The organism is Pseudomonas sp. SDI (assembly GCF_003105155.1).
Taxonomy (GTDB): Bacteria; Pseudomonadota; Gammaproteobacteria; order Pseudomonadales; family Pseudomonadaceae; genus Aquipseudomonas.
Window position 1 is genome coordinate 1 of the sequence record NZ_QETK01000038.1, and the last position, 13,728, is coordinate 13,728.

The 13,728-nt window shown below is 64.6% G+C and carries 10 protein-coding genes; 8 read left to right on the forward strand and 2 right to left on the reverse strand.

Annotated features, from left to right (window positions below; all coding sequences use genetic code 11):
* Positions 1-611 (reverse strand): biotin/lipoyl-containing protein (locus tag DCO48_RS20180; protein WP_305887847.1); only part of this gene is annotated, 611 nt, incomplete at its 3' end.
* Between the two features lie 13 nt (positions 612-624).
* Positions 625-3,270 carry a pyruvate dehydrogenase (acetyl-transferring), homodimeric type gene (gene aceE, locus DCO48_RS20185; protein ID WP_116552372.1) on the reverse strand — a complete coding sequence of 882 codons (2,646 nt, stop codon included), beginning with the start codon at positions 3,268-3,270 and terminating at the stop codon, positions 625-627.
* A 383-nt stretch (positions 3,271-3,653) separates the two neighbouring features.
* Between aceE and glnE the strand changes: the two genes are divergently transcribed.
* From glnE to DCO48_RS20225, 8 genes are all read left to right on the forward strand, one after another.
* Entirely contained in the window at positions 3,654-6,590 is a 2,937-nt protein-coding gene (gene glnE / locus DCO48_RS20190) for a bifunctional [glutamate--ammonia ligase]-adenylyl-L-tyrosine phosphorylase/[glutamate--ammonia-ligase] adenylyltransferase (RefSeq protein WP_116552373.1), read from the forward strand.
* A 167-nt stretch (positions 6,591-6,757) separates the two neighbouring features.
* Complete coding sequence (gene waaF / locus DCO48_RS20195) at positions 6,758-7,807, forward strand: lipopolysaccharide heptosyltransferase II (protein WP_116552374.1); 1,050 nt, start codon at positions 6,758-6,760, stop codon at positions 7,805-7,807.
* A 1-nt stretch (position 7,808) separates the two neighbouring features.
* Positions 7,809-8,867 (forward strand): lipopolysaccharide heptosyltransferase I, encoded by a 1,059-nt coding sequence (gene waaC / locus DCO48_RS20200; protein WP_116552375.1) that lies wholly within the window; start codon positions 7,809-7,811, stop codon positions 8,865-8,867.
* Complete coding sequence (locus DCO48_RS20205; RefSeq protein WP_116552376.1) at positions 8,867-9,991, forward strand: glycosyltransferase family 4 protein; 1,125 nt, start codon at positions 8,867-8,869, stop codon at positions 9,989-9,991. Before waaC ends, DCO48_RS20205 begins: the two co-directional genes overlap by 1 nt.
* A complete protein-coding gene (gene rfaP / locus DCO48_RS20210) occupies positions 9,988-10,794 on the forward strand; it encodes a lipopolysaccharide core heptose(I) kinase RfaP (protein ID WP_116552377.1) in 807 nt (268 codons plus the stop codon). The genes DCO48_RS20205 and rfaP overlap by 4 nt, the downstream gene beginning before the upstream one ends.
* Positions 10,794-11,528 carry a lipopolysaccharide kinase InaA family protein gene (locus DCO48_RS20215; RefSeq protein ID WP_116552378.1) on the forward strand — a complete coding sequence of 245 codons (735 nt, stop codon included), beginning with the start codon at positions 10,794-10,796 and terminating at the stop codon, positions 11,526-11,528. Before rfaP ends, DCO48_RS20215 begins: the two co-directional genes overlap by 1 nt.
* Positions 11,525-12,277 carry a lipopolysaccharide kinase InaA family protein gene (locus DCO48_RS20220; RefSeq protein ID WP_116552379.1) on the forward strand — a complete coding sequence of 251 codons (753 nt, stop codon included), beginning with the start codon at positions 11,525-11,527 and terminating at the stop codon, positions 12,275-12,277. The genes DCO48_RS20215 and DCO48_RS20220 overlap by 4 nt, the downstream gene beginning before the upstream one ends.
* Positions 12,277-13,719, forward strand: a complete 1,443-nt coding sequence (locus DCO48_RS20225) for a lipopolysaccharide kinase InaA family protein (RefSeq protein ID WP_116552380.1) — start codon at positions 12,277-12,279, stop codon at positions 13,717-13,719. Before DCO48_RS20220 ends, DCO48_RS20225 begins: the two co-directional genes overlap by 1 nt.
* Positions 13,720-13,728 lie beyond the last annotated feature (9 nt).

Sequence of the window (13,728 nt, forward strand, 5' to 3'; positions counted from 1 at the left end):
GGAGCTGGCGCGGCGGCAGGCGCAGCACCCGCCACTTTCAGTTTGATGATCAGGTCGCCGGTGCCGACTTCATCGTCCAGCTTGGCGATCACGGCTTCGACCACGCCCGCGGCTGGAGACGGGATCTCCATCGAGGCCTTGTCCGACTCCAGGGTGATCAGCGACTGGTCGGCTTCGACCGTGTCGCCAACCTTGACCAGCACTTCGATGATCTTGGCCTTGCCCGACGAGCCGATGTCCGGCACGTGGATGTCCTGCACCGTGGCCGCAGCAGGCGCTGCAGCCGGGGCCGGAGCCGCTGCTGCAGCCGGAGCGGCAGCAGGTTTCTCTTCGGCAGCCGGGGCTGCTGCGGCTGGAGCCGCAGGCGCCGCAGCGGCGCCCTCGACTTCCAGTTCCAGCAGTTCGTCGCCTTCTTTCAGGCGGTCGCCCAGCTTGACCTTCAGCGACTTGATCACACCGGCCTTCGGCGCCGGGATCTCCATGGAGGCCTTGTCGGACTCCAGGGTCAGCAGGCTCTGATCGGCCTCGATGCGGTCGCCAACTTTGACGAACAGCTCAATGATTTCACCTTCACCGCTGCCGATGTCAGGTACGCGAATGAGTTCGCTCACTTAAAAATACTCCTCAGCAGTCCAGTGGGTTGCGTTTGTCCGGGTTGATACCGAACTTGGTGATGGCGTCGGCCACAACCTTAGGTTCGATTTCACCACGGTCAGCCAAGGCTTCCAGGGCAGCCAGCACGACGAAGTGACGGTCGACTTCGAAGAAGTGACGCAGTTTCTTGCGGCTGTCGCTGCGACCGTAGCCATCGGTACCCAGGACTTTGAACTCTTTGCTCGGCACCCACTGACGAATCTGTTCGGCGAACAGCTTCATGTAGTCGGTAGAGGCGATGACCGGACCCTTACGGCCGCTCAGGCACTCTTCGACGTAGGTCAGCTGAGGCTTCTGGCCAGGCTTCAGGCGGTTGCTGCGCTCAACGGCCAGGCCGTCGCGACGCAGTTCGTTGAAGCTGGTAACGCTCCACACGTCGGCGCCGATGTTGAACTCTTCACGCAGGATCTTCGCGGCTTCGCGAACTTCACGCAGGATGGTGCCCGAGCCCATCAGCTGCACGTGGTGTGCGGCGTCGCGGGTGTCTTCTTCGAGCAGGTACATACCCTTGATGATGCCTTCCTCGACGCCGGCCGGCATGGCTGGCTGGGTGTAGGCTTCGTTCATCACGGTGATGTAGTAGAAGACGTCCTGTTGCTCTTCGGTCATCTTCTTCATGCCGTCCTGGATGATCACCGCCAGCTCGTAGCCGTAGGTCGGATCATAGGTGCGGCAGTTCGGGATGGTCCCGGCCAGCATGTGGCTGTGACCGTCTTCGTGCTGCAGGCCTTCACCGTTGAGGGTGGTCCGGCCGGCGGTGCCGCCGATCAGGAAGCCACGGGTGCGGCTGTCGCCAGCGGCCCAGGCCAGGTCACCGATACGCTGGAAGCCGAACATCGAGTAGAAGATGTAGAACGGCAGCATCGGCTGGTTGTGGTTCGAGTACGAGGTACCGGCGGCGATGAACGACGACATGGCGCCGGCTTCGTTGATGCCTTCCTCGAGGATCTGACCTTTCTTGTCTTCGCGGTAGAACATCACCTGGTCTTTATCGACTGGCTCGTAGAGCTGGCCGACGGACGAGTAGATGCCCAGCTGGCGGAACATGCCTTCCATACCGAAGGTACGGGCTTCGTCCGGGATGATCGGAACGATGCGCTGGCCGATTTCCTTGTCCTTGACCAGCTGCGCGAGGATCCGCACGAAGGCCATGGTGGTGGAGATTTCACGGTCGCCCGAGCCGTCCAGGATCGCCTTGAGGGTCTCCAGTGGCGGGGTCGGGATGCTGAAGCTCTTGGCCCGGCGCTGTGGCACGAAACCACCCAGGGCAGTACGGCGCTCGCTCAGGTAACGGGCTTCGGCGCTGCCTTCTTCCGGTTTGAAGAACGGCAGGTTTTCCAGGTCTTCGTCTTTGACCGGGATGTCGAAGCGGTCACGGAAGTGACGCAGGCTGTCGACGTCGACCTTCTTGGTGTTGTGCGCGGTGTTCTTGGCTTCGCCAGCACCGGTGCCGTAACCCTTGATGGTCTTGGCCAGGATGACGGTAGGCTGGTCCTTGTGGTTGACCGCCTGGTGGTACGCCGCATAGACCTTGTACGGGTCGTGGCCGCCACGGTTGAGCTTCCAGATCTCGTCGTCGGACAGGTCGGCGACCATGGCCTTGAGCTCTGGGGTGTTGAAGAAGTGCTCACGGACGAACGCGCCGTCCTTGGCCTTGTAGTTCTGGTACTCGCCGTCGATGACTTCGTCCATGCGACGTTGCAGGATACCGTCGACGTCCTTGGCCAGCAGTGGGTCCCAGAAACGGCCCCAGACCACTTTGTTGACGTTCCAGCCACCGCCACGGAACACGCCTTCGAGTTCCTGGATGATCTTGCCGTTGCCGCGAACCGGGCCGTCGAGGCGCTGCAGGTTGCAGTTGATGACGAAGATCAGGTTGTCCAGCTTCTCGCGGCCAGCCAGCGAAATGGCACCCAGGGATTCCGGCTCGTCGCACTCGCCGTCGCCCATGAAGCACCAGATTTTCTGCTTGCCTGCAGGGATGTAGCCGCGGCTTTCCAGGTACTTCATGAAGCGCGCCTGGTAGATCGCCTGGATCGGGCCCAGACCCATCGAAACGGTCGGGAACTGCCAGAAATCAGGCATCAGCCATGGGTGCGGGTAGGACGACAGACCATTGCCATCGACTTCCTGACGGAAGTTGTTCATCTGGTCTTCGGTGATGCGGCCTTCCATGAACGCACGGGCGTAGACGCCTGGCGATGCGTGACCCTGGAAGTAGATCAGGTCGCCGCCGTGTTCTTCGGTCGGGGCCTGGAAGAAATAGTTGAAGCCGATGTCATACAGGGTGGCGCTGGAGGCGAAGCTGGAGATGTGGCCGCCCAGGTCCGAGTCTTTCAGGTTGGTACGCATGACCATGGCCAACGCGTTCCAGCGAACCAACGAGCGAATACGGCGTTCCATGAACAGGTCGCCAGGCATGCGTGCTTCGTGGGTGACGGGAATCGTGTTGCGGTATGGCGTGGTGATCGCATACGGCAGCTGGGAGCCACTACGGGTGGCCAGCTCGCCCATGCGGGTCATCAGGTAGTGAGCGCGGTCTTCGCCTTCTTTGTCGAGAACCGACTCCAGGGCGTCCAGCCATTCCTGGGTTTCGACGGGATCGAGGTCTTGCATGGCTTGCTCCAGGGCGGAAAGGCTTCCAGAATCGGTTGCCTGAGTTTGCGACTGGCCTTTTGGGCAGACGACATGAAATTCTTGGATTACCGGAGGTTGTCCCGGCGGCGTGTAGTTTTACTACAAATCAATCGGTAATACATGCGTTGACAGTAAAAAAGCAGTAGTAAAACTACACAAAAAAGGCTCGTGGCCTCGATTCGGGTTGTGGGAAAAAACGATACTGGTGGTTAAAAACCAGTTTAGAAAAGGGTTTCCGTAATGGTTTCTACCAGAGATTCCTTGATTTCAGCTATTTCTAACTTTTGTACGACAGTCCAACCGGTGCTCCGGTTCCCGCGCAATGTCGTCGCCTCCCCATTCCCGCCGATCAAGGATAGACCATGAGCCTGCCTCTGCTGGCCGAACTGCCAGATACCCTGCAACCCTTGGTCGGACGCAACGCCCAAGCGCTGCGCAATGCCGTCGCCAGCGCCGAAGGGCTGAGCCTGGACGACTGGAGCGCGGCGCGCTGGGCCGCGTTCGACCGGGTGGCGGCGGCCAGTGAGTTCGTCCTCGAGCAGAGCGTGCGCGACCCGGCCATGCTGCTCGACTTGGCGGCCAGTGGCGAGCTGGACCGGCCGTTCGGCGCTGGCGAGCTGTGCGCGCAGGTGGCCGCTGCCGCGCAGGCGGCCACTACTGAAGACGAACTGGCGCGCAACCTGCGCCGCCAGCGTACCCGGCAACAGGTGCGGATCATCTGGCGCGACCTGACCCGCCAGGCCGACCTGATCCAGACCTGCCGCGATCTCTCCGACCTCGCCGACGCGGCTATCGACCAGGCCTATCAATGGCTGTACCCGCGCTTGTGCGCCCAGTTCGGCACGCCCACCGGGCATCGCAGCGGCGAGCCGCAGCACATGGTGGTGCTGGGCATGGGCAAGCTGGGCGCGGTGGAACTGAACCTGTCGTCGGACATCGACCTGATCTTCGCCTACCCCGAAGGCGGCGAAACCCAGGGCGTGAAGCGTTCGCTGGAAAACCAGGAATTCTTCACCCGGCTCGGCCAGCGGTTGATCAAGGCGCTTGACCCGATCACCGTCGACGGCTTCGTGTTCCGCGTCGACATGCGCCTGCGCCCCTACGGTTCGGCCGGCGCGCTGGTGCTCAGCTTCAATGCACTGGAGCAGTATTACCAGGACCAGGGCCGCGACTGGGAACGCTACGCGATGATCAAGGCGCGGGTGGTGGCCGGCGATCAGGCCAGCGGCGCGCAGTTACAGGACATGCTGCGCCCGTTCGTCTACCGGCGTTACCTGGATTTCTCGGCGATCGAGGCGCTGCGCACCATGAAGCAGCTGATCCAGCAGGAAGTCCGGCGCAAGGGCATGGCCGACAACATCAAGCTCGGTGCCGGCGGTATCCGCGAGGTCGAGTTCATTGCCCAGGCGTTCCAACTGATCCACGGCGGGCGCGACCTGAGCCTGCAGCAGCGGCCGCTGCTCAAGGTGCTGGCAACCCTCGAAGGCCAGGGCTACCTGCCGCCAGCGGTGATCGCCGAGCTGCGCGAGGGCTATGAGTTCCTGCGCTATACCGAGCACGCCATCCAAGCCATCGCCGACCGCCAGACGCAGATGCTCCCGGATGACGAACTGGACCGCGCGCGCATCGCCTTCATGCTTGGTTTTGCCGACTGGAGCAGCTTCCATGCACAACTGATGCACTGGCGCGGGCGCATCGACTGGCATTTCCGCCAGGTGATCGCCGACCCCGACGAAGACGAGGCCGAAGACGGCGAAGTGGTGGTTGGCGGCGAATGGCTGCCTTTATGGGAGGAAGCCCAGCACGAGGAGGCGGCCTGCCGCCAGCTGGCCGCTGCCGGCTTTGCCGATGCAGCCAAGGCCCTCAAGCAACTTGCCGGCCTGCGCGCCAGCCCACAACTGCGGGCCATGCAGCGCCTCGGCCGCGAGCGCCTCGATGCCTTTATTCCACGGTTGCTGGCGCAGGCCGTCGAACATGCCGACCCGGACCTGGTGCTGGAGCGCGTGTTGCCCCTGGTGGAAGCCGTGGCGCGACGTTCGGCGTACCTGGTGCTGCTCACGGAAAACCCCGGAGCGCTGCGCCGGCTGCTGACCCTGTGCGCGGCGAGCCCATGGATCGCCGAACAGATCACCCGCTTCCCGCTGCTGCTCGACGAGCTGCTTAACGAAGGCCGGCTGTTCAGCCCGCCGCTGGCGCCGGAACTGGCCGCCGAGCTGCGCGAGCGGCTGACGCGGATCCCCGAGGACGACCTCGAACAGCAGATGGAAGCCCTGCGTCACTTCAAGCTGGCCCACAGCCTGCGCGTGGCCGCCTCGGAAATCGCCGGCAGCCTGCCGCTGATGAAAGTCAGCGACTACCTGACCTGGCTGGCCGAAGCCATCCTCGACCAGGTGCTGGCCCTGGCCTGGCGGCAAACCGTGGCCCGCCACGGCCAGCCCAAGCGCAGTGACGGCAGCCTGTGCGATCCGGGCTTCGTCATCATCGGTTACGGCAAGGTCGGCGGCATCGAGCTGGGGCATGGCTCGGACCTCGACCTGGTGTTTATCCACGACGGCGACCCGCAGGCCGAAACCGACGGCGCCAAGCCGATCGACAGCGCACAGTTCTTTACCCGCCTGGGTCAGCGGATCATTCACCTGCTGACCACCCAGACCAACTCCGGCCAGCTCTACGACGTCGATATGCGCCTGCGCCCGTCCGGCGCCTCGGGGCTGCTGGTCAGTTCGCTCGGCGCCTTCGAGCGCTACCAGCAGAACGAGGCCTGGACCTGGGAGCATCAAGCCCTGGTGCGCGCCCGTGTGCTGGTCGGCTGCAAGCAGGTGGGCGCTGCCTTCGAAGGCGTGCGCGCGCGGGTGCTTGGCCAGCCGCGCGACCTCGCCAAGCTGCAGCAGGAGGTCAGCGAGATGCGCGCCAAGATGCGCGACAACCTCGGCACCAAGGTCACGGCGGCAGGCACCGCGGCGAACGCCTTCGAGCCCGGCGTCGCCTTCGATATCAAGCAGGATGCCGGTGGTATCGTCGATATTGAATTTATGGTGCAATACGCCGCCCTGGCCTGGTCCCATGCGCACCCGGCGCTGTTGCGCTGGACCGACAACATTCGCATCCTCGAAGAGCTCGAGGGGGCTGGGCTGATGCCGGCCAGCGACGCGGTTTTGTTACGCGAGGTGTACAAGGCGTTCCGTTCGGCGGCGCACCGCCAGGCCTTGCAGAAACAGGCCGGGGTGATCGATGCCGGGCAGTTCGCCAGCGAACGCCGCGATGTCCGGCGGATCTGGACCGAACTGGGGTTGAGCTGAAACTGAGCTGAGCAACGCGCAGGCGATGCAGGCGGCAGGGAGCCGCCACGACTACAGCCATTGACGAAGTGGCGTACACTGGTCGCAATCAAGCCTGACTATAAAGAGGGGAGGCCAGGCTGTTGGTACAACAGGCTGCAGCCTCCCTGATCGTTTCTGGATAAAGCATGAGAATTTTGATCATTGGGCCCAGCTGGGTGGGCGACATGGTAATGGCCCAGACGCTGTTCCAGGTCCTTAAACAGCGTCATCCCGAGTGCGTGATCGATGTGCTGGCCCCCGAGTGGAGCCGGCCGATCCTCGAACGCATGCCCGAAGTGCGCCAGGCCTTGAGCTTTCCGCTCGGCCACGGCGCGCTGGAACTGGCGACGCGCCGACGCATCGGCAAGTCGCTGGCCGGCCAGTACGACCAGGCGATCCTGCTGCCCAACTCGCTGAAATCGGCGTTGGTGCCGTTTTTTGCCGGTATCAGGCAGCGCACCGGCTGGCGTGGCGAACTGCGCTACGGCCTGCTCAACGACGTGCGCACGCTGGACAAGGCGCGTTATCCGCTGATGATCGAGCGCTTCATGGCCCTGGCCTATGAGCCGGGCGCCGACCTGCCGAAACCGTACCCACGGCCGAGCCTGCAGATCGAAGCGGCCAGCCGCGACGCTGCGCTGGCCAAGTTCGGCTTGAGCCTGGACCGCCCGGTGTTGGCCCTGTGCCCCGGCGCCGAGTTCGGCGAAGCCAAGCGCTGGCCGTCGGAGCATTACGCCAAGGTCGCCGAGATCAAGATCCGCGAAGGCTGGCAGGTGTGGCTGTTCGGCTCGAAGAACGACCACGCGGTCGGCGAGGCGATCCGTGCCCGGCTGATCCCCGGCCTGCGCGAAGAGGCGACGAATCTCAGCGGTGAAACCTCGCTGGCCGAGGCCATCGACCTGCTGTCGTGCAGCGACGCGGTGGTGTCCAACGATTCCGGCCTGATGCACGTGGCCGCCGCGTTGAACCGGCCGCTGGTGGCGGTGTACGGCTCCACCTCGCCGGGCTTCACCCCGCCGCTGGCCGATCAGGTCGAAGTGGTGCGCCTGGGCCTGGAATGCAGCCCGTGCTTCGACCGCACCTGCCGGTTCGGCCACTACAACTGCCTGCGCCAGTTGGAACCCGAGGCGGTTGCCGCGGCGTTGCAGCGGCTCGATGGGCCGTCGCTGGTCGATGTCATGGCCGAGGTCGATTAAGTTGCGGGTACTGCTGATCAAGACCACTTCCCTGGGCGATGTGATCCACGCGCTGCCGGCGCTGACCGACGCCGCCCGGATGATCCCCGGCATTCGTTTCGACTGGGTGGTCGAAGAGGGCTTCGCCGAGATCCCCAGCTGGCATCCGGCGGTCGACCGGGTGATCCCGGTGGCCATCCGGCGCTGGCGCAAGAACCTCTGGCAAACCCTCAAGAGCGGCGAATGGCGCCAGTTCAAGCAGCGCGTGCGCGAGCAGCACTACGACCTGGTGATCGACGCCCAGGGCCTGGTGAAAAGCGCCTGGCTGACCCGTTACGTCAAGGCCCCGGTGGCGGGGCTCGACCGCTATTCGGCGCGCGAAGGGCTGGCCAGCCGTTTCTATGACCGGCGCCTGTCGGTAGCCCGTGGCCAGCATGCAGTGGAGCGGGTGCGCCAGCTGTTCGCCCTGGCCCTGGGCTACGACCTGCCGCCGGGCCTGGGCGACTACTGCCTGGACCGCAGCCGCCTGGAAAGCATCGCGGTCGCGCCTTACGTGGTGTTCCTGCATGGCACCACCTGGGACACCAAGCACTGGCCCGAGCTGTACTGGCGTCAGTTGGCCGAGCGCCTGGGGGCGGCCGGGCTGCATATCTGCCTGCCGTGGGGCAACCCGCAGGAGAAGGCCCGCGCCGAACGCATCGCCCAGGGCTTGCCGCACGCCAAGGTGCTGCCCAAGTTGAACCTGGCGGGGGTCGGCCGGGTGCTGGCCTCGGCCAAGGCCTGCGTGGCGGTGGACACCGGCCTCGGCCATCTGGCGGCGGCACTGGACGTGCCGACCCTGTCACTGTTCGGCCCGACCAACCCGGGGCTGACCGGCGCCTACGGCAAATCGCAGGTGCACCTGGCCAGCGATTTCGCCTGCGCGCCGTGCCTGCAGAAGAAATGTACCTATAAACCGAGCGCCGAGGACCAGCGCCGGTTCGATCTCAAACGCGAGTGGCCGCTGTGCTTCACTCGCCTGAATCCCGAGCGTGTAGCGAGCCAGTTGAGCGCGTTGCTGCGGGCTGAGGATGTTCGTTGATGCAACTGGCCTTTGTGCTCTACAAGTATTTCCCCTTCGGCGGCCTGCAGCGCGACTTCATGCGCATCGCGCTGGAGTGCCAGGCCCGTGGGCACCAGATCCGCGTCTATACCCTGATCTGGGAAGGCGAGGTGCCGCCCGGCTTCGAAGTGCTGGTGGCGCCGGTCAAGGCGCTGTTCAACCACCGCCGTAACGAAAAGCTCAGCGCCTGGATGGAAGCGGACCTGGCCAAGCGCCCGGTCGACCGCCTGATCGGCTTCAACAAGATGCCCGGACTGGATGTGTACTATGCCGCCGACGGCTGCTTCGAAGACAAGGCGCAAACCCTGCGCCACTCGCTGTACCGTCGCTGGGGCCGCTACCGGCACTTCGCCGAGTACGAGCGGGCCGTGTTCGCCAAGGAGGCCAAGACCCAGATCCTGATGATCTCGGAAGTCCAGCAGCCGCTGTTCATCAAGCATTACGACACCCCGCTGGAGCGTTTCCACCTGCTGCCGCCGGGGATTTCCCAGGACCGCCGGGCCCCGGCCAACGCCGCCGAGATCCGCGCCGAGTTCCGCCGTGAGTTCAGCCTGGGCGACGACGAACTGCTGCTGGTGCAGATTGGTTCCGGGTTCAAGACCAAAGGCGTCGACCGCAGCCTCAAGGCCCTGGCCGCGCTGCCGTCGGCGTTGCGCAAGCGCACCCGGCTGATGGTCATCGGCCAGGACGACCCGAAGGTCTTCCAGCTGCAAAGCGCAGCACTGGGGCTGGGTGAGCAGGTGCAGTTCCTCAAGGGCCGCAGCGATATTCCGCGCTTCCTGCTCGGTGCCGACCTGCTGATCCACCCGGCCTACAACGAGAACACCGGCACGGTGCTGCTCGAAGCACTGGTCGCCGGCTTGCCGGTGCTGGTCTCGGCGGTCTGCGGTTATGCCCATTACATTGCCGAGGCCGACAGTGGCCTGGTGCTCGACGAGCCGTTCGAGCAGGAGCAGCTCAACCGCTACCTGCAACGGATGCTCGAAGACAACGCCGCGCGGGCCGACTGGGCCCGCAATGGCCTGGCGTTTGCCGACAGCGCCGATCTGTACAGCATGCCGCAGCACGCTGCGGATGTGATCCTGGCGCAGGAGAGTGCATGAAACTGATTCTGGCTGAACCGTTCAAACGACTGTGGGCCGGGCAGGATGCCTTTGCGGCCGTCGAAGCCCTGCAAGGCCAGGTGTACCGCGAGCTGGAAGGTCGCCGTACCCTGCGCACCGAAGTCGAGGGGCGTGGCTATTTCGTCAAGATCCACCGTGGCATCGGCTGGGGCGAGATCATCAAGAACCTCACCACCGCCAAGCTGCCGGTACTCGGTGCCGGCCAGGAGTGGCAGGCGCTGGAGCGCCTGCATGAGGCCGGCGTAGCGACCATGACGGCGGTCGCTTTCGGCGAGCGCGGCAGCAACCCGGCGCAGCAGCATTCGTTCATCGTCACCGAAGAGCTGGCGCCGACCGTCAGCCTCGAAGACTACAGCATCGACTGGCTCAAGCAGCCGCCTGCGCCACGCCTCAAGCGTGCGTTGGTCGCCGAAGTGGCGCGCATGGTCGGCACCATGCACCGTGCCGGGGTCAACCACCGCGACTGCTACATCTGCCACTTCCTGCTGCACACCGACAAGCCGGTGACGGCGGACGACTTCAAGCTTTCGCTGATCGACCTGCACCGCGCGCAGACCCGCCCGACGATTTCCCGGCGCTGGCGTGACAAGGACCTGGCCGCACTGTATTTCTCGGCGCTGGACATCGGCCTGACCCGGCGCGACAAGCTGCGCTTCCTGCGTGGCTACTTCCAGCAGCCGCTGCGCCAGGTGCTGGCCGAGGAGGCCAGCCTGTTGCGCTGGCTGGAGGGCAAGGCACAGAAGCTCTACGCGCGTAAACAACGGTATGGGGATGCGCTCTGATGGCGGGTTGGACACTGGAGCCGAAGTACGCGGCCCTGGCGCATGATTTTGGCAGCCTGGAAGCAGTGTTTGCCCTCAAGGGCGAGCGCCTGACCCACGACCCGCTGAGCGAAGTGATTCGCGTCGAGCGTGACGGGGTCAACTATTACGTCAAACGCTACACCGGCGCCGGCAAGGGCCTGCGTCGCTACATCGGTCGGCCACGAATCAAGGCCGAATGGCAGAACCTCAAGCAGTTCGCCAAGTGGGACATCCCCACCGCCGAAGTGGTGGCCTGTGGCCTGGAGCGCAACGGCGTCGCCTTCGGCCGTGGGGCGATGATCACGCGCGAACTGCCGCGCACCGAGGACCTCTCGGCGCTGGCCGAGCGCAACGATGCGCGGCTGTCCGACCCCCGCTGGGTCGCCCATGTCAGCCAGCAGATCGCCCGTCACACACGGGTGATGCACGATCACCATTTCACCCACAACGACTTGAAATGGCGCAACCTGCTGGTCGATGACCAGGGCACGATCTTCTTCATCGACTGCCCGACCGGGGATTTCTGGGTCAGCTTCATGCTGCGCTACCGCATTACCAAGGACTTGGCCTGCCTGGACAAGGTGGCCAAGTATCACCTGTCGGCCACCCAGCGCCTGCGCTTCTATTTGCAGTATCGTCGGCGCGAGCGGTTGAATGCGTCGGACAAGCGGCGTATCCGGCATGTCGTGACGTTTTTCGAGGGACGTGAATGACTGATTTTCTCGCCAGCGCCGAGCGTGCGCTGCTCGAACGCCATGGTCTGGAGGGGTTCGAGCAGCTCTGGGCGCTGCAGCTGGACGCGGTAGACGAACCCAACACCGGTCGCGGTGGCTGGAGCAGCGTCTATCGCCTGGAGCTGGAGGGCAAGGGGTACTACCTCAAGCGCCAGAGCGATTACCTCACCCGCACCCTGCACCGGCCGTTCGGCGAGCCGACCTTCGCCCGCGAGTTCCGCAATATCAGCCGGTACCAGAAGCTGCAGATTCCGGCCTTGCAGGCGGTGTACTACGGCGAGCGGACGATTGCCGGCGAGCGCCGGGCGATCCTCATCACCCGCGCACTGGACGACTGGAGCGACCTTGAGCACTTGCTTGGACAGTGGCCGACGCTGAGCCTGGAACAGCGCCAGGGCATCCTGCGCGCCTGTGGCCAGTTGGGGCGCACGGTGCATGCGGCCGGCCAGGTGCATGGCTGCTTCTACCCCAAGCATATTTTCCTGCGTGATGGCAGCAAGGGCTGGCAAGCGCAATTGATCGACCTGGAAAAGACCCGTCCGCTGCTGTTCGGCATGCGCGATCGGCTCAAGGACCTTGAGCCGCTGCTGCGCCGTGCGCCGCACTGGAGCGAGTCGGAGGTGCGCCTGTTGTTGTCGGCCTACCTGGAACAACCGGCGGACAGCCCGCTGGTGGACACCTGGTTGCAGCGCCTGCTGCGTCGCCGTCGTGAAAAAGAGGCCCGCTGATGCGTTTGTCTGAACTCAAGAGCGCTGGGCGCAGCCCGCAACTACCGTTGAGCATTACCTTGGCCGATGCGGCTGGCAGTGCCGAACTGCAACTGTTGAGCCTGCTGCGGGTATTGCCGGGGCAGCGTTATGTCGGTGCCGGGGTCTGGCGCGGCAAGCCGGTGCTGGCCAAATTGCTGGTTGGCAGCAGCGCCGCGAAACATTTCCAGCGCGAGCTGGCCGGTGTGCGCCTGCTGGCCGAGCAGGGCCTGACCACGCCGCTGCTGCTGGCCGATGGCTTGCGCGAAGGCGAGGGCGGCTGGTTGCTGTTCGAGTTTCTCGAACACGCCGAAAGCCTGGCGGATGCCTGGGCTGCGGTGGAGCAGCTGCCCGCGCTGGCCGATGCGCAGCAGGCGGTGCTGGGCGAGGCGCTCAACGCGGTGGCGCAGATGCATGCCAAGGGCCTCTGGCAGGAAGACCTGCACCTGGACAACCTGCTGCGCCACAACGGTCAGCTGTATTTGATCGACGGCGCCGGGATCAAGGTCGAGACCCCTGGCCAGCCCTTGTCGCGGCAACAGGTGCTGCACAACCTCGGGGTGTTCTTTGCCCAGTTGCCCAAGCGCCTGGAACCGTTCATCGAAGAGTTGCTGGTGCATTACCTGCTGGCCAACGCCGAGCATGCGTTGCCGCTGGAGGCCTTGCAGAAGCAGGTCGACAAGGTGCGCAGCTGGCGCCTGAAGGATTACCTGGAGAAAGCCGGGCGCGAGTGCACGCTGTTCAGCGTCGAGCGTGGTGCGTCCGGGTTGCGGTCGATTCGGCGTAGCGAAGTGGCGGCGATGCGGCCGGTGCTGGCCCAGGCCGATACGCTGATCGACCAGGGGCACCTGTTCAAGACCGGCGGCGCGGCAAGCGTGGCCAAGGTCGAGGTGCAGGGGCGGCCGTTGGTGCTCAAGCGTTACAACATCAAGAACACCGCGCACTGGCTCAAGCGCTTCTGGCGCCCAAGCCGGGCCTGGCATTCGTGGATCGAGGGGCACCGGCTGGAGTTTCTTGGGATTGCCACGCCGAAGGCGTTGGCGGTGCAGGAACTGCGTTTTCTTGGCTTGCGCAGCCGCGCGTACCTGGTGACCGAGTATGCCGACGGGCCGGACCTGATCGCCTGTTTTGCGCCGTACGTGGACAGTGGCGAGGTGCCGCCGGAGCAGTTGCAGGCGTTGCAGGCGCTGCTGGGGCAACTGATTCATGAACGCATCAGCCATGGCGACATGAAGGGCCACAACCTGTTCTGGCAGGACGGGCAGTGGTCGCTGATTGACCTGGATGCGATGTGTCAGCATGCGACGCAACTGAGCTTTGCCCAGGCGTTCGCCCGCGACCGGGCGCGGTTGCTGCGTAACTGGCCGAGTGGCAGTGCGTTGTACCAGCGGCTGGACGAGTGCCTGCCGAAGCTGGCTGACTGACAGACCGCT

What these genes read in the sequence shown, in the direction of transcription:
- aceE (WP_116552372.1), bottom strand. Translation starts at nt 3,270, where the DNA reads ATGCAAGACCTCGATCCCGTCGAAACCCAGGAATGGCTGGACGCCCTG.
- glnE (WP_116552373.1), top strand. Translation starts at nt 3,654, where the DNA reads ATGAGCCTGCCTCTGCTGGCCGAACTGCCAGATACCCTGCAACCCTTG.
- waaF (WP_116552374.1), top strand. Translation starts at nt 6,758, where the DNA reads ATGAGAATTTTGATCATTGGGCCCAGCTGGGTGGGCGACATGGTAATG.
- DCO48_RS20205 (WP_116552376.1), top strand. Translation starts at nt 8,867, where the DNA reads ATGCAACTGGCCTTTGTGCTCTACAAGTATTTCCCCTTCGGCGGCCTG.
- rfaP (WP_116552377.1), top strand. Translation starts at nt 9,988, where the DNA reads ATGAAACTGATTCTGGCTGAACCGTTCAAACGACTGTGGGCCGGGCAG.
- DCO48_RS20215 (WP_116552378.1), top strand. Translation starts at nt 10,794, where the DNA reads ATGGCGGGTTGGACACTGGAGCCGAAGTACGCGGCCCTGGCGCATGAT.
- DCO48_RS20220 (WP_116552379.1), top strand. Translation starts at nt 11,525, where the DNA reads ATGACTGATTTTCTCGCCAGCGCCGAGCGTGCGCTGCTCGAACGCCAT.
- DCO48_RS20225 (WP_116552380.1), top strand. Translation starts at nt 12,277, where the DNA reads ATGCGTTTGTCTGAACTCAAGAGCGCTGGGCGCAGCCCGCAACTACCG.